This window comes from Streptococcus sp. 11273D007BT, assembly GCF_053547195.1.
Window position 1 is genome coordinate 403803 of record NZ_JBPWPE010000001.1, and the last position, 18966, is coordinate 422768.

Consider the following 18966-nt stretch of genomic DNA (forward strand, 5'->3'; position numbering starts at 1 on the left):
AAGTGAAAGTGTCGGAGGTATAGAAAAATACTTGCTGACATATTGTCAGAATTTTGCTATAATTTACATATTATTTATTTTAGGAGTGCTTATGAAAGTTGTGAAATTTGGAGGTAGTTCTTTAGCCTCTGCGACTCAATTGCAAAAGGTATTAGATATTGTTCAATCTGATTCTGATCGTCGTTTTATTGTGGTTTCTGCCCCCGGAAAGCGTTCTCTTGAGGACACTAAAGTGACTGATGCCTTAATCAAGTATTATAAAGCTTATACATCCGAAAAAGATGTCACAGAACATCAAGAATGGATTATTAAACGTTACCAGTCTATTATTGATGAACTAGATTTAGGGACTAAGATTTTAGAGAAAATTTCAACTGCGATTATTGAATTGGCTAGTTTGCCTATTGAACATAACGATTTTTTGTATGACGCTTTCTTAGCGGCAGGAGAAGATAATAATGCAAAATTGATTGCAGAATATTTTAAGAAAAATGGTTTATCAGCTAAATATATTCATCCTAGACAAGCTGGCCTATTTGTTACCAGTGAGCCCGGAAATGCACGTATCTTACCATCGAGCTATGATAAACTAGAGGAATTAATTGATAGTGATGAGATTTTAGTCATTCCTGGTTTCTTTGGTGTTACAATTGATGATCAAATTTGTACATTTTCTAGAGGTGGATCTGACATCACTGGCTCAATTGTTGCTGCAGGTGTCAAAGCAGATCTTTATGAGAATTTTACTGATGTTGATGGTATTTTTGCTGCTCACCCTGGGGTTGTTCACCACCCACACTCAATTCCTGAACTTACCTATCGTGAGATGCGAGAATTGGCTTATGCTGGTTTTTCAGTTTTGCATGATGAAGCCTTGATTCCTGCTTATCGTGGAAAAATTCCTTTGGTTATTAAAAACACGAATAATCCAACCCATCCTGGAACTCGTATTGTATTGGAGCATACTGGAGAAACGATTCCAGTTGTTGGTATTGCTGGTGATGATAAATTTGTTAGTATTAATATTTCTAAGTACTTGATGAACCGTGAAGTTGGTTTTGGTCGTAAAGTACTCCAAATTTTAGAAGAATTGAATATTAGATGGGAGCATATGCCAACAGGAATTGATGATATGTCAATCGTTCTTAGAGAGCGTGAGTTAACGCCGATTAAGGAACAAGAGATTATTTCTAGATTGACTAGAGACCTGGGGGTTGATGAGCTTGAAATAGAACATGGTCTGTCTATTATTATGATTGTTGGGGAAAATATGAAGAGTCATATTGGTGTGACAGCAACTGCTACTAAGGCTTTATCAGATAAGCGAATCAATCTTGAGATGATTTCTCAAGGGTCAAGCGAAGTGTCTGTTATGTTTGTTATTAAGACAGAACAGGAAAAAGCGGCTATTAAAGCACTTTATGAAGCATTTTTCAATTAGTAAGCAAAAGAGTAAGTCGTGATACTTACTCTTTTCTTTTGGTTTTGAGGTATAAATATGTGGTATTGAGTGAAAAAATCTTCTAAAAATTTTGAGTAGAAAATCTAGTGCTATCAAGTGATTGATTCTATTAGTTAGATAGATGAAACTAAAATAAGCCTTGATTAAAAAATTTTTTAAGATATAATAGGTCTCAATAGTCGTAACCCTTTTATGACCCACTGGGAGAAATTGATGAACTTTCAAAATTTAATTTATACTGTTAATGACGGTATTGCTAAACTGACCTTCAATCGTCCTTTGGTTTCAAATGGATTTAATATTCCATTTTGTCAAGAAATTTTGGCAGTGCTAGATGAGGTCGAGGCTAATCAGCAAGTTCAACTACTCATTGTGGATGCTGTTGGCAAAGTCTTCTCAGTTGGTGGAGATTTAGCTGAAATGCAAAGAGCTGTGGATGAGGATGATATTGATTCTTTAGTAAAAATTGCAGAATTGGTCAATGTGATTTCATTTCGATTAAAAAAACTGCCAAAGCCCGTCATTATGAGTGTGGATGGTGCAGTAGCTGGAGCGGCCTTTAACATGGTTGTAGCAGCGGATTTTTGTATTGCTTCTGAGAAATCTCGTTTTATTCAAGCCTTTGTGAATGTTGGTTTGGCTCCAGATGCAGGGGGAATTTATTTATTGACACGTTCGATAGGGGTTAATCGTGCAACACAATTAACAATGACAGCAGATCCAGTTACGGCTGAGAAGGCTGTGGAGTATGGTTTTGTTTATCGCATGTGTCCTTCTGAGAAATTAGACAAAACAGTAGAACGTCTTGTAACGAGATTACAGAGAGGATCTTTTAATTCTTATGCTGCTATCAAGCAGATGGTCTGGGAGAGTGAATTTTCACAGTGGGAATATTATACAGACCTTGAGTTAGATCTTCAAAAATCTTTAGCTTTTACAGATGATTTTAAAGAAGGTGTCAGATCCTATACTGAAAAACGCCGTCCAAAATTTGAAGGGAAATAGGTCTAATAGTTTGAAGATAAAATAATTTTATATTTAAATTATAGTCTAAAAGAGCTGATATTATGGGCTTTTGAGCTACTTTTTGGCTGTCAATCTCCTTTATTTTTTTGAAAATATCAGTATTTTACTTGCCAAAATGCATTTCTTTTGATAAACTTTGATAGTCAAAGTTTTATTTTAGGAGGTGCATCATGGACTATCATCAAATTAATAGCTATCTAGTTGATATTTTTAATCGAGTATTGATTGTGGAAGAAAATAGTTTGAGAACTAGTCGATTTAGTGAGGTATCTCTAAAAGAAATGCATACCATTGATATCATTGGTAAAACTGAAAATGTGACACCTAGTGATATTGCTCGTGAATTGATGTTGACACTTGGGACTGTTACGACTAGTTTAAATAAACTGGAGAAAAAGGGTTATATTGAGCGTACTAGGTCAAAAGTTGATCGACGAGTAGTGTACATTACTTTGACCAAAAAAGGCAAGCTTTTGTTCCGATTACATCAAAAATTCCATAAAAATATGGTTGCACAAATTGTGGATGAGATGGATGAAAGTGAAGTCTTGGCTCTTGAGAGAGGGCTAAAAAATCTTCATAGCTTTCTTGAGAGGTTAATGTAATGGTATATACAAAAATCAGTCAAGTAGCACATTATGTTCCCAAGCAGGTGGTAACGAATAATGACTTATCTCAAATCATGGATACGAGTGATGACTGGATAGCCAGTCGTACAGGTATTAGAGAACGTCGTATTTCTTACGATGAAAATACGAGTGATTTAGCCAGTCAAGTAGCACAAAAATTATTAGACAAGGCAAATCTAACACCAGAGGATCTAGATTTTATCATTGTTGCGACCATCACGCCAGATAGCATGATGCCATCAACGGCAGCTCTTGTTCAAGGGAAGATTGGTGCAACACAAGCATTTGCTTTTGATATGACTGCTGCCTGTAGTGGATTTGTTTTTGCTCTTGCAACGGCAGATAAATTTATTCAGTCAGGTCTCTATAAAAAAGGTATAGTAATCGGTGCTGAGGTCTTTTCAAAAAGTTTAGATTGGAATGATAGGTCAACTGCTGTTTTATTTGGAGATGGTGCTGGAGGCGTTCTGCTAGAAGCTAGTGATGATTGTCGCTTCTTAGCGGAATCACTGAATACAGATGGTTCTAGAGGAGGATTGGTATCTGGTCAAAAAGGTTTGACGTCTCCTTTTTCTAGACAAGAGGATGATTTATTGACTCAGTACATCAAAATGGATGGTCGTGCAATCTTTGATTTTGCCATTCGTGATGTTTCAAAAAGTATTTTGATGACCCTGTCTCAGAGTGGTATTGCTCATGAACAAATCGATTACTTTTTGTTACATCAGGCCAATATTCGTATTTTGGATAAAATGGCTAAGAAGATTGGTGTACCGAGAGAAAAGTTCCCTGCTAATTTGATGTCTTATGGTAATACAAGTGCAGCTAGTATTCCTATTTTGTTATCAGAATTGGTAGAAGATGGTACCATTCGCTTGGAAGGGTGTCAAACTGTATTGCTCTCAGGATTTGGTGGAGGCTTGACATGGGGCAATTTAATCGTTAAAATTTAGTTATCATGTGCTAAGCACAAATTTATAAAAATATTTAAGGAGTTTTAAAATGGCAGTATTTGAAAAGGTACAAGAAATTATTGTAGAAGAACTTGGTAAAGAAGCAGAAGAAGTTCAATTAACGACAACTTTTGATGATTTGGATGCAGATTCACTTGATGTCTTCCAAGTAATCTCAGAAATTGAGGATGCTTTTGATATCCAAATTGAAACTGAAGATGGACTTAACACTGTAGGTGACCTTGTTGCTTACGTTGAAGAAAAAACAAAATAATTGAGTAGAGAGTATTCTTTAGGATATTCTCTCTTCTTATAAGTTATAGTTTGATAGTCAAATTATTTAAATCTAAAACTAGAAAGCACAAGAAATGAAAACGCGTATAACAGAATTATTAGGTATTAAATATCCTATCTTCCAAGGTGGTATGGCTTGGGTAGCGGATGGTGATCTAGCAGGAGCTGTTTCCAAAGCTGGTGGTCTAGGTATTATTGGTGGCGGTAATGCGCCTAAAGAGGTTGTAAAGGCTAATATTGATAAAATTAAGTCAATGACAGATAAGCCATTTGGCGTTAATATTATGCTTTTATCCCCTTTTGTTGATGATATTGTTGACTTGGTCATTGAAGAAGGTGTTAAAGTTGTTACTACTGGAGCGGGAAATCCTGGAAAATATATGCAACGTTTCCATGATGCAGGTATTACAGTGATTCCTGTTGTTCCTAGTGTCGCTTTAGCTAAGCGTATGGAAAAATTGGGTGTTGATGCTGTGATTACAGAAGGGATGGAGGCTGGCGGTCATATTGGAAAATTGACCACTATGACTTTGGCAAGACAAGTTGTTGATGCTGTTGATATTCCTGTTATTGTAGCAGGAGGAATCGCTGATGGATCAGGTGTTGCAGCAGCATTTATGTTAGGAGCTGAGGCAGTGCAAGTAGGGACACGATTTGTAGTAGCTAAAGAATCCAATGCTCATCAAGCTTATAAAGATAAGATTCTAAAAGCTAAAGATATTGATACAGTTGTGTCAGCATCAATTGTAGGGCATCCTGTACGTGCAATCAAGAATAAATTATCTAGTGCTTATGCAGCAGCAGAAAAAGATTTTCTAGCTGGTAAAATTAGTGCAGACTCGATTGAAGAATTAGGAGCTGGAGCTCTTCGTGACGCTGTTGTTGATGGAGATGTAGCTAATGGTTCTGTAATGGCTGGACAAATTGCTGGTTTAGTTAAAAGAGAAGAAACTTGTGAAGAGATTTTAAAAGATCTTTATTATGGTGCGGCTGAAGTAATTAAAGAGCAAGCAAGCCGTTGGGCTAATGTAATTGAGGACTAGGAGATGAAAACAGCATTTTTATTTGCTGGCCAAGGGGCTCAAAAAGTGGGCATGGCTAGAGATTTATATGATCACTATCCTATTGTGAAGGAAACCTTTAATCAAGCCAGTCGATTATTGGGGTATGATTTACGTCAATTGATCGATGAAGATGAGGACAAATTACATCAAACACGTTTTACTCAACCTGCTATTCTCACGACATCTGTGGCTATCTATCGCTTACTGTTAGAAAAAGGGATTCGACCTGATATGGTAGCTGGTCTTTCTTTAGGAGAGTACTCAGCTTTGGTTGCTAGTGGTGCTTTGTCTTTTGAAGAAGCACTTCCTTTGGTGGCTAAGCGTGGTGAGTTTATGGAAATTGCTGCTCCAAAAGGGAGTGGTAAGATGGTAGCGGTGATGAATACAGCACCTGAGGTCATTGAGGCAGCTTGTCAAAAAGCTAGTGTCAAAGGAATTGTAACACCAGCTAATTATAATACACCTGGGCAAATTGTTATCGGAGGAGAAGTAGCTGCGGTCAATGAAGCAGTGGAGCTTTTAAAATTAGAAGGTGTTAAACGTTTGATTCCTCTGAATGTGTCTGGTCCTTTCCATACGGATCTACTTGAGTCGGCTAGTCAAGCTTTGGCTAAAGAATTAGAAATGATTTCATTTAATCCTTTTCAGATTCCCCTTGTTGGCAACACGGAAGCTAAGGTCATGTCAGATTGTGATATAAAAACATTATTGGCACGTCAAGTGAAAGAACCCGTTCGTTTTTATGAATCTATTGGCGTATTAAAAGAAATGGGCGCTAGTCAATTTGTTGAAATTGGTCCAGGGAAGGTTTTATCAGGTTTTATTAAAAAAATTGATCCATCCGCTCAAATGGCGCAAGTAGAAGATTGTGAAAGTTTAGTAACATTTTTAGAACAGGAGAAAGGGTAATGGAAATCAACCAAAAAAATGTTTTTATAACAGGTTCAACTCGAGGGATTGGTCTTGCCATTGCCCATCGATTTGCAAGTCTGGGAGCTAATGTGGTATTGAATGGTCGATCAGAAGTCAGCTCAGATATTATTGAGCAATTTGCTCATTATGGTGTTAAAGTCATTGCTGTTTCAGGAGATGTTTCAGACTATACTGATGCCAAGCGAATGGTAGAAGAAGCTATCCAACAGCTAGGCTCAGTTGATGTTTTAATCAATAATGCAGGGGTGACACGTGATAAGCTGATGTTAAAAATGACTGAGGAAGATTTTGAAGCTGTTCTCAAGATTAATTTAACAGGAGCATTTAATATGACACAATCCGTCTTGAAACCGATGACAAAAGCTAGAGAAGGTGCTATCATCAACATATCGAGTGTGGTTGGCTTAACTGGTAATATTGGTCAAGCAAATTATGCTGCTTCAAAAGCTGGTCTAATTGGTTTTACAAAATCTGTTGCGCGTGAGGTGGCTAGTAGAGGAATTCGTGTGAATGTTGTTGCACCAGGTTTTATTGAATCAGATATGACAGATGCTATTCCTGATAAGATGAAAGATGCAATGGTAGCTCAGATTCCAATGAAGCGCATCGGAAAGCCAGAAGAAGTGGCTGAGTTAGTTGCTTATTTAGCTGGACAAGAATATTTGACAGGTCAAACGATTGCTATTGATGGTGGGATGACCATGTAATTCTATTGTCTAATGATGAACTAAAATAAGTTTTTGAGAGATTGAGGTAAAAAATGACAAATAAGCGAGTTGTTGTAACAGGATACGGTGTCACATCGCCAATCGGTAACACACCAGAAGTATTTTGGAATAACCTAAAAGAAGGTCATATTGGAATCGGGCCGATTACACGTTTTGATTTAGAGGGTTACAATGTTCACAATGCAGGTGAAATCTCAGATTTTCCATTTGATAAATATTTTGTAAAAAAAGATACCAATCGTTATGATCAATATTCACTATATGCTTTATATGCTTCACTAGAAGCTGTTGAAAATGCTAAGCTAGATCTTGAGAATCTTGATCATGATCGCTTTGGCGTGATTGTTGCATCAGGAATTGGTGGAATCTACGAAATTGAAGATCAGGTCATTCGTCTTCATGAAAAAGGTGCCAAACGTGTTAAACCTATGACACTTCCTAAAGCTCTTCCAAATATGGCAGCAGGAAATGTAGCCATGAAAGTAGGTGCCAATGGTATATGTAAATCGGTTAATACAGCTTGTGCCTCATCCAATGATGCGATTGGTGAAGCATTTAGAACTATCAAGTTTGGACTTCAAGATGTCATGCTGGTTGGTGGATCTGAAAGTTCCATCACAAAATTTGCTATTGCTGGTTTCCAAGCTTTAACTGCTTTATCGACAACAGAAGATCCAAATCGTTCTTCTATTCCATTTGATAAGGATAGAAATGGATTTGTGATGGGAGAAGGATCAGGGATGTTGATACTTGAAAGCTTGGAACATGCTCAAAAACGAGGGGCAACTATTTTAGCAGAAGTAGTAGGTTATGGCAATACTTGTGATGCTTATCATATGACATCTCCGCATCCAGAAGGATTAGGAGCCATTAAAGCGATGAAACTAGCAATTGATGAGGCTGGCATCTCTCCTAGTCAAGTTGATTATGTGAATGCTCACGGTACATCAACACCAGCTAATGAAAAAGGGGAAAGTGCTGCGATTGTTTCAGTATTTGGAAAAGATGTTCCAGTATCTTCAACCAAGTCATTCACAGGTCATTTATTAGGTGCTGCAGGCGCGGTTGAAGCTATTGCTACGATTGAAGCAATTCGACATGCCTATGTTCCTATGACAGCAGGAACAAAAGAGTTGTCAGATTATATTGAAGCAAATGTTATCTATGGGCAAGGATTAGAAAAAGAACTAACTTATGCGATTTCAAATACTTTTGGTTTTGGTGGGCATAATGCAGTGGTTGCCTTTAAACGTTGGGAGGATGAAGCGTGAATATTACGGAAATTAAAGATTTGATGGCACAGTTTGACACATCAAGTCTCAGAGAATTTTCATATAAAACAAGCGAAGGAGAGTTGGTGTTCAGTAAAAACGACCGTCAAGTCGTCTCAGATACTCCAGCTGTTTCTCCTGCTACAGTAGCGCCTGTTCCAACCGTTCAAGTTGAAGAATCTGCTTTGAATGAAACCATTAGTGAGACAGTTAGCGGAGAGAGTGAGGGCGATATTGTTGATAGTCCTCTAGTTGGGGTAGCTTATTTAGCACCAGCACCAGATAAACCTAATTTTGTTTCTGTTGGTGATACGGTAAAAAAAGGTCAGACACTTTTAATTATTGAAGCTATGAAAGTGATGAATGAAGTCCCAGCACCAAAAGATGGTACCATTACAGAAATTCTTGTGAATAATGAAGAAGTGGTTGATTTTGGAAAAGGATTGGTACGCATTAAATGATAGATATCCAAAAGATAAAAGAAGCCCTTCCACATCGTTATCCTATGCTTTTGGTTGATCGTGTGTTAGAGGTCTCAGAAGATGAAATTGTAGCACTTAAAAATGTTACCATTAATGAGCCGTTCTTTAATGGTCATTTCCCTGACTATCCAGTGATGCCTGGTGTTTTAATTATGGAAGCATTAGCTCAGACAGCAGGAGTCCTTGAATTATCTAAGGATGAAAATAAAGGAAAATTAGTTTTTTATGCTGGCATGGATAAGGTGAAGTTTAAAAAACAAGTTGTTCCAGGAGATCAGTTGGTGATGACGGCTAAATTTATTAAACGCCGTGGCTCTATTGCGGTGGTTGAAGCAAAAGCAGAGGTTGATGGTAAATTAGCAGCGAGTGGAATATTAACATTTGCTATTGGGAACTAGTTGGGCGAACCTAAGGGAGAAATAATGTTTAAGAAGCTATTGATTGCCAATCGTGGAGAAATTGCAGTTCGTATTATTCGTGCTGCTAGAGAATTGGGAATTGCAACTGTTGCAGTTTACTCAGAAGCAGATAAAGAAGCCCTACATGTCCTTTTAGCTGATGAAGCCATTTGTATCGGACCAGCGCGCTCAACAGATTCTTATCTCAATATGAATGCTGTTTTATCTGCAGCGATTGTCACAGGAGCAGAAGCGATTCATCCAGGTTTTGGCTTTTTGAGTGAAAATTCTAAATTTGCAACCATGTGTGAAGAGATGAATCTTCAATTTATTGGTCCATCTGGTCAGGTAATGGATATGATGGGAGATAAAATCAATGCGCGTGCAGAGATGATTAAAGCAGGTGTGCCAGTTATTCCAGGATCTGATGGTCAAGTGGAGACAGCTGAAGAAGCGCTTCAGATTGCAAATACGATTGGTTATCCTGTGATGTTAAAAGCCTCCGCAGGTGGAGGTGGTAAAGGAATCCGTAAAGTTGAAAAAGAGGCAGATCTTATTGCTGCCTTTGAATCTGCGTCACAAGAGGCACAATCTGCCTTTGGAAACGGTGCCATGTATATTGAGAAGGTGATTTACCCTGCTCGACATATTGAAGTACAAATTTTAGGGGACCGTCATGGAAATATTGTGCATCTAGGTGAACGTGATTGCTCGCTACAGCGCCATAATCAAAAAGTTCTAGAAGAAAGTCCTTCTATTGCAATTGGAAAAACACTTCGTCAAGAGATGGGGAATGCTGCGGTACGTGCTGCTAAGGCTGTTCAGTATGAAAATGCTGGAACTATTGAGTTCTTACTGGATGAAAGCAGTGGTGAATTTTATTTCATGGAGATGAATACGCGTGTTCAAGTAGAGCATCCAGTAACAGAATTTGTGACAGGTGTGGATATTGTCAAAGAGCAAATTCGTATTGCTGCTGGTCAGGCTTTGAGTTTTAAACAAGAGGATGTGACTATCTCTGGTCATGCTATTGAGTGTCGTATTAATGCAGAAAATCCTGATTTTAATTTTGCACCAAGTCCAGGTACCATCACTGATTTATATCTGCCTAGTGGGGGTGTAGGTGTCCGTGTTGATTCAGCCGTTTATACGGGCTATACCATTCCACCTTATTATGACAGCATGATTGCAAAAATTATTGTCCATGGTGATAACCGTTTTGATGCTTTGATGAAAATGCAACGGGCTTTGTATGAGCTAGATATTGAAGGTGTTAAAACAAATGCAGATTTTCAATTTGATCTTATCTCTAATCCTAATGTTGTGGCGGGAGATTATGATACCTCTTTCTTGATGGAGACTTTCTTACCAAACTATAATAAAATTGAAGAATAGGAGTTAAGATGGCTTTATTTAATAGAAAAGATAAGTACATTCGTATCAATCCTAATCGCTCAGTAAGGCACCCCAAGCGTGAGGTTCCTGAAGTTCCAGATGAGTTGTTTGCCAAATGTCCTTCTTGCAAGGTCATGATTTACCAAAAAGATCTCGGAGTGGCCAAAATATGTCCTCAATGTTCTTATAATTTTAGAATTTCAGCTCAAGAACGTCTCTGTATTACAGTTGATGAAGGGAGTTTTGAGGAACTTTTTACAGATATTCAAACCAAAAATCCCCTTGACTTTCCAAATTATGAAGAAAAGTTACGTTTAACTCAAGAAAAAACAGGTCTGGATGAAGCAGTTTTAACAGGGCGTGCAAGGATTAAGGGGAAAGAAACAGCATTGGCTATTATGGACTCCAATTTTATCATGGCTAGTATGGGGACCGTTGTTGGTGAAAAATTAACGCGTTTATTTGAATATGCGATATCAGAAAAATTACCTGTTGTTATTTTTACCGCCTCAGGTGGTGCAAGAATGCAAGAGGGAATTATGAGTTTGATGCAGATGGCAAAAGTTTCGGCGGCGGTTAAGCGACATTCTAATGCAGGCTTGTTTTACTTGGTGGTACTAACAGATCCTACAACAGGGGGGGTTACTGCTAGCTTTGCTATGGAAGGAGATATCATCTTAGCTGAGCCACAGACACTGATTGGGTTTGCAGGACGTCGAGTGATAGAAACAACGGTTCGAGAAAATTTGCCAGATGAGTTTCAAAAGGCAGAATTTTTACTAGATCATGGTTTTGTTGATGCTATTGTAAAACGAACGGAATTACCAGAAACCATTGCGACACTACTAGGATTTCATGGAGGATGCTAATGAATGATGTTAGCTATATTTTAAAAGAAGCAAGAGATCAAGGGCGTTTAACCAGTCTTGATTATGCTAAGGCTATCTTTGATGATTTTATAGAACTACATGGGGATCGTAATTTTCGTGATGATGGTGCTATTATAGGTGGAATTGGGCGGCTAGATGGTCAGGCAGTGACGGTTGTTGGGATTCAAAAAGGAAAAAACCTTCAAGATAATCTCAATCGTAATTTTGGTCAACCTCATCCTGAAGGGTATCGTAAAGCCTTACGCTTGATGAAACAAGCAGAGAAGTTTAATCGTCCTGTCGTTACCTTTATCAATACTGCAGGAGCTTATCCTGGTATTGGTGCCGAGGAGCGAGGACAAGGAGAAGCAATTGCTCGGAATTTACTAGAAATGAGTGATTTAAAGGTTCCTATTATTGCTATTATTATTGGTGAAGGTGGCTCTGGTGGGGCACTTGCCTTGGCTGTAGCAGATAAGGTTTGGATGTTAGAACATAGTATTTATGCCGTTTTAAGTCCTGAGGGATTTGCTTCTATTTTATGGAAAGATGGCACTCGAGCAGCGGAAGCAGCGGAATTGATGAAAATAACAGCAGGCGAACTTCTACGTATGGGAGTGATTGATAAGGTGATTCCTGAACGTGGCTATTTTTCATCTGAGGTGATTACCATGTTGAAATCAGATCTAATCGAAACTTTTAAGGAGTTACAAGCCTTAAGTGCAGAAGATTTAGTTGATGCGCGTTATCAAAGATTTAGAAAATATTGAGAGACTGGGATTTGAATCCAGTCTTTTTTGCTCTATTAAAACTCATGGTCGATGGTAATAAAAAACCAGACTGGCTTAATGAGCCAAATCTGGATGTTTACTTAATTAGGAGAGATGACAGAGATGCCTCCCATATATGGACGAAGTACTTCAGGAATTGTGACAGAACCATCTTCATTTTGATAGTTTTCAAGAATAGCAGCAACGGTACGGCCAACAGCAAGTCCTGAACCGTTTAAGGTGTGAAGAAGTTTCACTTTACCATCAGCTTCATCTCGGTAGCGAATTTGAGCACGACGAGCTTGGAAATCTTCGGTGTTTGAGCAACTTGAGATTTCACGATAAGTGTTTTGGGCTGGAATCCACACTTCTAGATCGTAAGTTTTAGCAGCTGAAAAGCCCATATCTCCTGTACAGAGAGCTAAAACACGGTAAGGTAAGCCAAGTTTTTGAAGGATATTCTCTGCATTGGCAGTCATTTTTTCCAATTCTTCGTAGGATTCTTCTGGTTTAGCAAATTTAACCATCTCAACTTTATGGAATTGGTGGAGTCGAATCAGACCACGTGTGTCACGCCCAGCAGATCCTGCTTCAGAACGAAATGATGGGCTCATAGCAGTAAAGTAGATAGGAAGCTCTTTACTATCTAAAATTTCATTACGATAGTAGTTTGTTAGTGGGACTTCAGCTGTTGGGATAAGAACGAAGTTAGTTCCATCTAGCTCAAAAGTATCTTCTTTGAATTTTGGATACTGTCCTGTACCAAACATAGAGTCATGATTGACCATATAAGGTGTAATGATTTCTTGGTAGCCTTCTGCAATATGTTCATCCAACATGAAGTTGTAGAGAGCGCGCTCTAAACGAGCACCTAAGTTCTTATAAAAGAGGAAGCGGGCGCCTGTTACTTTTGCACCACGTTCCCAGTCCAAAATATCAAGGTCTTCTCCTAAGTCCCAGTGTGCTTTAGGTTCAAAGGTAAATTCACGAGGAGTTCCCCAACGACGAACTTCGACATTATCTTCCTCGTCAGCGCCGACAGGAACAGAATCGTGTGGTGTATTAGGAAGAATTGTGATGATTTGGTTGAGTTGCTCATCAATAGTAGCTAACTCAGTATCAATAGCTTTAATGTCAGCGGATAAGGTTTGCATGGCAGCAATTTGCTGACTAGCATCTTCTTTGTTACGTTTAGCTTGGGCAATAGCATCAGATGCAAGATTACGTTCAGCTTTAGCGCTCTCAGCTTTGACTAATAATTCACGACGTTTTTCATCAAGTGCTTTTAATTCTAGTAGTGTTTTCTCTTCAACACCACGAGTTGCTAATTTTTTAGAAACCGTATCAAAGTCACTGCGGATACGTTTAAGATCTAGCATAAAGTATACTACCTAGGGCTTTTTAGGATTTTGTTATAGCCCTGATTCCATTTTCTCTCGTAGGGGTAATGGAATCATCCTTTCTATTTTATATAAAAATAAGCACACTCAAGTTAGTTGCTGGAACGCTCATGCGCGGTTCCATCCAGCTTCACCTTAGTGCACTTAATGGTTATCATATTGTTAAATGAACGGTAGAATTTCACTCGTTTCCTTTACCTGCTCGCAGCAACCGCAGGCTTTCTGCAAAAGTAGCAGAGTTACTTATCCGTTTCTACCATTATACTAATTTTTTTCTTTTTTTGCAAACAGCTGTCCAATTTTTTGTAAGAGTGTAGGGAAACGAACAACCTTATCATTTCCAATAGCATCACGAGCAATCTTTAAAATTTTACCTGAGTCTTTAGAGGCAAAGAGAAACTTGCCACTATCTGTATAAACTTCAAAATGTCGGCTAACTTTTTTGCCACTAACGTTAGCTCCAATTTGAATGATAGTATTCCAAGGAATTTGAATGTAGCGCTCGACATTACTATCTGGATAAAATTCTAAGGCTTTATCACCAAGAAGGAATTTTCCGACCTTACCTCCTGCAGCGGTCATATAAGAAACCCCTGTTGTTTGTAGGCTAACTGTTTTATTGAGTGATTGTGCCATATGTACTCCTTTCGTTTTTATCTATTTTACCAAAAATACTAGGGGAACAAAAAGAGATTGGAGCATAAAGTTCCAATCTCTTTTAATTACATGATACCGAAGAAACGCGCTGCGATACCAACGATAAAGAGTGCAATAATAATAGTAATTGGTGATACTTTTTTCTTAAGCAACCACATACATAGGAAAGTTAGAAGAAGTCCCATCAAACCAGGAATAAGTGAGTCTAAGTTTTGTTGGAAAGTTGTCACTTTTTCAGGCGTTTGAGACAATCCTTGACCAACTTGTTCAAAGGCTTGACGAATACCTTCTCCACCTTCAGGGAGCTCATCCCAGTGGATATAAGCTTTTTCATCTAATTGTACAGATGAAACGTTGAAGGCAAAGTTGATAGATACCCAACGTTGTACCAGTGCAGCCAAGATAAACATCCCTAGGATAGAAGCTCCTTTGGTAACATCTTGTAGGATACCACCAGACATATCTTTAGTAATTTCAGAACCAGCTTTATAACCAAATTCTTGAGTGTACCATAAGAAAGCCATACGGATAGCATTCCATAGAACGAAGAAGAGGATAGGTCCCATGATATTACCACTGACAGCAAGTGAAGCACCCAGTGCACCAAGGATAGGACGTACTGTAAACCAGAATACTGGATCTCCGATACCAGCAAGAGGTCCCATCATCCCGATTTTAACCCCTTGGATAGCAGCATCATCAATTTCAGCTCCGTTTGCTTTTTCTTCTTCAAAAGCAAGGGTTACCCCCATAATAGGAGCAGCAACATATGGGTGTGTGTTAAAGAATTCCATATGGCGCTCAAGTGCAGCCGCTTGTTCTTCTTTAGTAGTATAGAGTTTTTTAATAGCTGGGATAAGTGCGTAGGCCCAACCCAAGTTTTGCATACGTTCATAGTTCCAAGAACCTTGAAGGAAGGTAGAACGCCACCAAACTTTTTTACGATCAGCTACTGAAAGTTGAATTTTTTCTGACATGATAGATCTCCCTTCTCTTAGTAATCTTCTAAAATGTCGCCGATTGGATCATTTGAAGCAGATCCACCGCCATTACCTGATCCACCTTTTTTAGAAAGATTGAGGTAGATAAGAGCGATGGCAACACCGATAGCACCAAGACCGATAAGGGTGATGTCACCGATAGCAGCAAATACAAAACCAAGTGCAAAGAATGGCCATACTTCACGGGTAGCCATCATGTTGATAACCATAGCATAACCTACGGCAACCACCATACCACCACCAACGTTCATACCACCAATCAACCAATCAGGCATCGCTTCAAGAGCTGATTGGACTGCTTCAGTAGGAATAGCAAGAAGAAGAGCTGCTGGGATGGCGATACGAAGACCTTGAAGAGCAAGTGCCATTAAGTGGAAACGTTCTACACCAGCAATATTTCCTTCTTTAGCCGCTTTATCTGCACCATGAACAAGTGAAACAGATACTGTACGAACAAGTGTTGTGAGGAAAAGACCTGCAACGGCAAGTGGGATAGCAACCCCTTGCGCCACACCGATAGCATCACGTGAGAAGTCTCCACCTTTAATAAGGATAATAGCAGCTGCTACAGATGCTAGTGCAGCATCAGGAGCTACAGCAGCTCCGATATTAGCCCATCCAAGAGCAATTAATTGAAGTGATCCACCAAGCATAACTCCAGCTTCGAGGTGTCCTGTTACAAGACCGATAAGGGTACAGGCAATAATTGGTTGGTGGAATTGGAATTGGTCGAGGATACCTTCAAGACCTGCTAAGAAGGCAACAACAACGACCAAAATTGCAGAAATAATTGAAATATCTGACATGTTATGTAATCCTTTCGTTTTGGTAGATGAAAAATTTATTGAACGTTAGCTTTATTGATGAGTTCAAACAAGTCTTTTTTAGAGTCATTCGGTACTTTACGGACATCAAATTCGACACCTAAATCACGGAGTTTTTCAAAGGTTGCAACATCATCCTTATCCATAGAGAGAACGTTGTTGACCATTGTTTTTCCTGTGGAGTGTGCCATTGAGCCGACGTTTAGCTCTTTGATATCAACTCCACCTTCAATCGCTTCGAGGGCTTCTTGAGGTGTTTCAAAGAGAATGAGAGCATGTGTATTCCCAAAACGAGGATCTTTTGAGACCTCAATCAATTTCTTAATTGGAACAACATTAGCTTTGACATTACCAGGAGCAGCTTGTTTAATCAGTTGCTTACGAAGATCATCTTTTGCGACAGAGTCTGAAGCCACAATGATACGGTCTGCTTTAGAAGCAGGTGTCCATCCTGTTGCAACCTGACCATGTAAAAGACGTGTGTCGATACGGGCAAGATTGATTTTTAGCTTACCATCTCCAATAACTGTTCCTTCAGGGATAGCTCCTTGAGGTGCGGCAGTTTCTGTAGGGGCAGCACTAGCTTCTTCCGGTTGAAGTTCTTCAGGAAGGACTTTGATACCATCCTTAGCTTCTTTGATGATGTTTGCTGCGACTTGCTCTACACCAGCGTTGGCATCCATCATACGCTCAGTGTAAGCTTGAATCAGCATAGGTAAGTTGAGACCTGTGATGATGGCAAATTTTCGGTCGGGATTCTCTCCTGCGACACGGCTAGCTTGGTTAAATGGAGACCCGCTCCAAAGGTCAGCTAGAACTAATACCTCATCATCAGCATCAAATGCAGCAATGGCAGTGTTGAACTTAGCATATAAATCATCAGGTCCTTCGCTTGGCATAAAAGTGACAACTTGTACTTTTTCTTGATCGCCAAAGATCATAGAACCAGATTGATGAATGCCAGCAGCAAATTCACCATGGCTTGCGATAACGATTCCGATACCCATTCTTGTTCTTCCTCCTTATTAAAAATTTTTTCACTAGAATATCTAAAAATAATCTCCAGTCACCAATCAAGGCAATTCTTAGAGATCCTAATGAAAGATGAGAACAAAACAATTCTAAAGCGTTTTCAATAAAAAGTCAAGAAGTTTTGCAAATTATTTCATAAATTATCAAAATGATGACAGAAAAATAGACTTAATAAAGTTGGAAAAAGTCCTTTATTAAGCCTATTTCAGAGAAAAAAATAAAATATTAAAAATATTCTACAAAAATAACTTTTCTAATTGTTTGGCAACACCATCTTGATTATTATCAAAATCTGTCATTTGGTCTGCGTAAGGAAGAAGGATCTTGTTAGCATTTTTCATAGCATAACCTACTTTGGCAAAAGCTAGCATCTCGGTGTCATTATGCTCGTCACCAAAGGCAATCAAATCATCTTGAGATTTATTTAAGGCTTTTAAGAGATAATGGAGTGCGTATGCTTTGTGGACTCCTTTAGGAGAGCATTCAAGAATATTAAGTGGCCCACCCCAAGAATCAACTTCGATAGCATCATTTAAGTGCTTTTTAATATCTAAAGCCAATTGGTATTTATCTTTAGCACGCGTTTGCATCAAAAGAGCATTAGGATCACGAGTAATTTTTTCTGGAATCAATACCATATTTGGTGTCACTTTCTTAACACCAAATAGTTCTGGTTTTATAGTATCTGGGTGATGGTTAGTGACGTAGAAATTTTTGCGGTATTCACTGGCAATGAAGTCCATCTCAAAACTTTTTTCGTGTTTTAGAACTTCAAAGAGATACTTCTTATCAATTTTGATGCTATGCTCCCATTCCCATTTTTTTTCAGGAATATGAGTCAGTGAGCCATTGAAATTAATCATAGGAGTTGTTAAGCCTAATATTTTGTAATATTCAATAGCCATGCGGTAAGGACGGCCCGTGGTAATAATGACGAGGTGTCCTTGTTCTTGGATTTTCTTAATGGTTTCGATAGTATAGTCAGAGATGGTATTATCACTTTGTAATAAGGTACCATCCAAGTCAATAGCAATTACTTTTTTTGTCATGGGCTTATTATATCAAAAATAAGGATGAAGATAAAGTTAGATGAAGTGTGTTATAATATCTATTAAAGAAAGGTTCGTTTAGGAGTAATTAAATATGAAGAAAAATTTATTGATTCATTTATTTTTTATGCTGATTTCAGCAAGTATTTTACGTTATAATTTGCAAGGACCAAACCTTATTTGGAATATGTTTTTAGCCTTAGTGGCACTAGATTTTGCAGTGATAGCGCATTGGAGTAAACAAGGGATTTTAAAGGTTATTGCGACAGGACTGTGGCTATTTTTTTATCCTAATACGTTTTATATGGTAACAGATATTGTACATATGCACTTTGCCAGCACCGTTTTGTGGCAAAGAGAGAGTATGATTTTATTTATGCTCTATGTGCCTAGTATCTTTTTTGGGGTTATGGCTGGTGTTGAAAGTGTTCGCTTAATTTTTGAAGCGTTTAAGCTACAGTCTTATGTTTTACGATTGTTGGCCATTGGTGGCTTATCATTTATTTCGAGTTTTGCGATTCATATTGGACGTTATGCTAGATTAAATTCATGGGATATTTTTACCCGTCCGATGATTGTTGTTAAGGAAATAGTAGAAGTGGTTTCGTGGGAGGCGCTACCTTTTATTTTAGGATTTACCTTTATCCAGATAATGGTCTTGGTATTTGCAGAGAAAGAATAAAAAAGGAGAAACATTCCTTGAAAAAGGAATGTTTTTTTTGTATAATT

At 38.4% G+C, this 18966-nt stretch carries 21 protein-coding genes; 15 read left to right on the forward strand and 6 right to left on the reverse strand.

Translation table 11 applies throughout. From position 1 onward, the window contains the following. Positions 1–91: 91 nt before the first annotated feature. The 14 genes from ACEE75_RS02215 (at position 92) to ACEE75_RS02280 (ending at position 12274) form a co-directional block, all read left to right on the forward strand. Complete coding sequence (locus tag ACEE75_RS02215) at positions 92–1441, forward strand: aspartate kinase (RefSeq protein ID WP_447574838.1); 1350 nt, start codon at positions 92–94, stop codon at positions 1439–1441. Positions 1442–1675: 234 nt separating this feature from the next. Continuing rightward, the gene (gene fabM, locus ACEE75_RS02220) at positions 1676–2467 is read left to right on the forward strand and encodes a trans-2-decenoyl-ACP isomerase (RefSeq protein WP_447574840.1); all 792 of its coding nucleotides are present in this window, start codon (positions 1676–1678) and stop codon (positions 2465–2467) included. A 191-nt stretch (positions 2468–2658) separates the two neighbouring features. Further along, positions 2659–3093 (forward strand): fatty acid biosynthesis transcriptional regulator FabT, encoded by a 435-nt coding sequence (gene fabT / locus ACEE75_RS02225; protein ID WP_354369369.1) that lies wholly within the window; start codon positions 2659–2661, stop codon positions 3091–3093. Then, complete coding sequence (locus ACEE75_RS02230) at positions 3093–4070, forward strand: beta-ketoacyl-ACP synthase III (RefSeq protein ID WP_447574842.1); 978 nt, start codon at positions 3093–3095, stop codon at positions 4068–4070. The genes fabT and ACEE75_RS02230 overlap by 1 nt, the downstream gene beginning before the upstream one ends. 49 nt (positions 4071–4119) lie before the next feature. Next, positions 4120–4344: an acyl carrier protein gene (locus ACEE75_RS02235; RefSeq protein WP_354369373.1), complete on the forward strand. Its 225-nt coding sequence runs from the start codon at positions 4120–4122 to the stop codon at positions 4342–4344. A gap of 94 nt (positions 4345–4438) precedes the next feature. After that, positions 4439–5407, forward strand: coding sequence for an enoyl-[acyl-carrier-protein] reductase FabK (gene fabK, locus ACEE75_RS02240; RefSeq protein WP_447574844.1), 969 nt, complete (start codon positions 4439–4441; stop codon positions 5405–5407). 3 nt (positions 5408–5410) lie between these two features. Further along, on the forward strand, positions 5411–6337 hold the full coding sequence (gene fabD, locus ACEE75_RS02245) for an ACP S-malonyltransferase (protein ID WP_447574846.1): 927 nt from the start codon (positions 5411–5413) through the stop codon (positions 6335–6337). Further along, positions 6337–7068, forward strand: a complete 732-nt coding sequence (fabG, locus tag ACEE75_RS02250) for a 3-oxoacyl-[acyl-carrier-protein] reductase (RefSeq protein ID WP_447574848.1) — start codon at positions 6337–6339, stop codon at positions 7066–7068. The genes fabD and fabG overlap by 1 nt, the downstream gene beginning before the upstream one ends. A 53-nt stretch (positions 7069–7121) precedes the next feature. After that, a complete protein-coding gene (gene fabF / locus ACEE75_RS02255; RefSeq protein ID WP_447574850.1) occupies positions 7122–8360 on the forward strand; it encodes a beta-ketoacyl-ACP synthase II in 1239 nt (412 codons plus the stop codon). After that, on the forward strand, positions 8357–8821 hold the full coding sequence (gene accB, locus ACEE75_RS02260) for an acetyl-CoA carboxylase biotin carboxyl carrier protein (RefSeq protein ID WP_447574852.1): 465 nt from the start codon (positions 8357–8359) through the stop codon (positions 8819–8821). The genes fabF and accB overlap by 4 nt, the downstream gene beginning before the upstream one ends. Beyond that, positions 8818–9240 (forward strand): 3-hydroxyacyl-ACP dehydratase FabZ, encoded by a 423-nt coding sequence (gene fabZ, locus ACEE75_RS02265; RefSeq protein WP_354369385.1) that lies wholly within the window; start codon positions 8818–8820, stop codon positions 9238–9240. Before accB ends, fabZ begins: the two co-directional genes overlap by 4 nt. A gap of 24 nt (positions 9241–9264) precedes the next feature. Beyond that, positions 9265–10635, forward strand: a complete 1371-nt coding sequence (locus ACEE75_RS02270; protein ID WP_447574854.1) for an acetyl-CoA carboxylase biotin carboxylase subunit — start codon at positions 9265–9267, stop codon at positions 10633–10635. An 8-nt stretch (positions 10636–10643) separates the two neighbouring features. Then, the gene (gene accD, locus ACEE75_RS02275) at positions 10644–11504 is read left to right on the forward strand and encodes an acetyl-CoA carboxylase, carboxyltransferase subunit beta (protein ID WP_447574856.1); all 861 of its coding nucleotides are present in this window, start codon (positions 10644–10646) and stop codon (positions 11502–11504) included. Further along, the gene (locus tag ACEE75_RS02280) at positions 11504–12274 is read left to right on the forward strand and encodes an acetyl-CoA carboxylase carboxyl transferase subunit alpha (RefSeq protein WP_447574857.1); all 771 of its coding nucleotides are present in this window, start codon (positions 11504–11506) and stop codon (positions 12272–12274) included. Before accD ends, ACEE75_RS02280 begins: the two co-directional genes overlap by 1 nt. Before the next feature lie 101 nt (positions 12275–12375). Here the strand turns inward: ACEE75_RS02280 and serS are convergent, their stop codons facing one another. From serS to ACEE75_RS02310, 6 genes are all read right to left on the reverse strand, one after another. After that, a complete protein-coding gene (gene serS, locus ACEE75_RS02285; protein ID WP_447574859.1) occupies positions 12376–13653 on the reverse strand; it encodes a serine--tRNA ligase in 1278 nt (425 codons plus the stop codon). Positions 13654–13938: 285 nt separating this feature from the next. Further along, complete coding sequence (locus tag ACEE75_RS02290) at positions 13939–14310, reverse strand: DUF956 family protein (protein WP_354369395.1); 372 nt, start codon at positions 14308–14310, stop codon at positions 13939–13941. Between the two features lie 86 nt (positions 14311–14396). Next, entirely contained in the window at positions 14397–15308 is a 912-nt protein-coding gene (locus tag ACEE75_RS02295; protein WP_354369397.1) for a PTS system mannose/fructose/sorbose family transporter subunit IID, read from the reverse strand. A 17-nt stretch (positions 15309–15325) separates the two neighbouring features. Then, positions 15326–16138, reverse strand: coding sequence for a PTS mannose/fructose/sorbose transporter subunit IIC (locus ACEE75_RS02300; protein WP_354369399.1), 813 nt, complete (start codon positions 16136–16138; stop codon positions 15326–15328). A 35-nt stretch (positions 16139–16173) separates the two neighbouring features. Continuing rightward, positions 16174–17163, reverse strand: a complete 990-nt coding sequence (locus tag ACEE75_RS02305) for a PTS sugar transporter subunit IIB (protein WP_354369400.1) — start codon at positions 17161–17163, stop codon at positions 16174–16176. A gap of 261 nt (positions 17164–17424) precedes the next feature. After that, on the reverse strand, positions 17425–18237 hold the full coding sequence (locus tag ACEE75_RS02310; RefSeq protein ID WP_447574862.1) for a Cof-type HAD-IIB family hydrolase: 813 nt from the start codon (positions 18235–18237) through the stop codon (positions 17425–17427). A 94-nt stretch (positions 18238–18331) separates the two neighbouring features. On the opposite strand from ACEE75_RS02310, the gene ACEE75_RS02315 reads away from it, so the two are divergent. Beyond that, positions 18332–18919, forward strand: coding sequence for a DUF1361 domain-containing protein (locus ACEE75_RS02315; RefSeq protein WP_447574864.1), 588 nt, complete (start codon positions 18332–18334; stop codon positions 18917–18919). Positions 18920–18966 lie beyond the last annotated feature (47 nt).

What these genes read in the sequence shown, in the direction of transcription:
- fabT (WP_354369369.1), top strand. Translation starts at nt 2,659, where the DNA reads ATGGACTATCATCAAATTAATAGCTATCTAGTTGATATTTTTAATCGA.
- accD (WP_447574856.1), top strand. Translation starts at nt 10,644, where the DNA reads ATGGCTTTATTTAATAGAAAAGATAAGTACATTCGTATCAATCCTAAT.
- fabG (WP_447574848.1), top strand. Translation starts at nt 6,337, where the DNA reads ATGGAAATCAACCAAAAAAATGTTTTTATAACAGGTTCAACTCGAGGG.
- ACEE75_RS02305 (WP_354369400.1), bottom strand. Translation starts at nt 17,163, where the DNA reads ATGGGTATCGGAATCGTTATCGCAAGCCATGGTGAATTTGCTGCTGGC.
- ACEE75_RS02215 (WP_447574838.1), top strand. Translation starts at nt 92, where the DNA reads ATGAAAGTTGTGAAATTTGGAGGTAGTTCTTTAGCCTCTGCGACTCAA.
- ACEE75_RS02230 (WP_447574842.1), top strand. Translation starts at nt 3,093, where the DNA reads ATGGTATATACAAAAATCAGTCAAGTAGCACATTATGTTCCCAAGCAG.
- ACEE75_RS02235 (WP_354369373.1), top strand. Translation starts at nt 4,120, where the DNA reads ATGGCAGTATTTGAAAAGGTACAAGAAATTATTGTAGAAGAACTTGGT.
- ACEE75_RS02290 (WP_354369395.1), bottom strand. Translation starts at nt 14,310, where the DNA reads ATGGCACAATCACTCAATAAAACAGTTAGCCTACAAACAACAGGGGTT.
- fabM (WP_447574840.1), top strand. Translation starts at nt 1,676, where the DNA reads ATGAACTTTCAAAATTTAATTTATACTGTTAATGACGGTATTGCTAAA.
- ACEE75_RS02295 (WP_354369397.1), bottom strand. Translation starts at nt 15,308, where the DNA reads ATGTCAGAAAAAATTCAACTTTCAGTAGCTGATCGTAAAAAAGTTTGG.
- fabF (WP_447574850.1), top strand. Translation starts at nt 7,122, where the DNA reads ATGACAAATAAGCGAGTTGTTGTAACAGGATACGGTGTCACATCGCCA.
- serS (WP_447574859.1), bottom strand. Translation starts at nt 13,653, where the DNA reads ATGCTAGATCTTAAACGTATCCGCAGTGACTTTGATACGGTTTCTAAA.
- ACEE75_RS02315 (WP_447574864.1), top strand. Translation starts at nt 18,332, where the DNA reads ATGAAGAAAAATTTATTGATTCATTTATTTTTTATGCTGATTTCAGCA.
- ACEE75_RS02310 (WP_447574862.1), bottom strand. Translation starts at nt 18,237, where the DNA reads ATGACAAAAAAAGTAATTGCTATTGACTTGGATGGTACCTTATTACAA.
- ACEE75_RS02270 (WP_447574854.1), top strand. Translation starts at nt 9,265, where the DNA reads ATGTTTAAGAAGCTATTGATTGCCAATCGTGGAGAAATTGCAGTTCGT.
- fabK (WP_447574844.1), top strand. Translation starts at nt 4,439, where the DNA reads ATGAAAACGCGTATAACAGAATTATTAGGTATTAAATATCCTATCTTC.
- fabZ (WP_354369385.1), top strand. Translation starts at nt 8,818, where the DNA reads ATGATAGATATCCAAAAGATAAAAGAAGCCCTTCCACATCGTTATCCT.
- ACEE75_RS02280 (WP_447574857.1), top strand. Translation starts at nt 11,504, where the DNA reads ATGAATGATGTTAGCTATATTTTAAAAGAAGCAAGAGATCAAGGGCGT.
- fabD (WP_447574846.1), top strand. Translation starts at nt 5,411, where the DNA reads ATGAAAACAGCATTTTTATTTGCTGGCCAAGGGGCTCAAAAAGTGGGC.
- ACEE75_RS02300 (WP_354369399.1), bottom strand. Translation starts at nt 16,138, where the DNA reads ATGTCAGATATTTCAATTATTTCTGCAATTTTGGTCGTTGTTGTTGCC.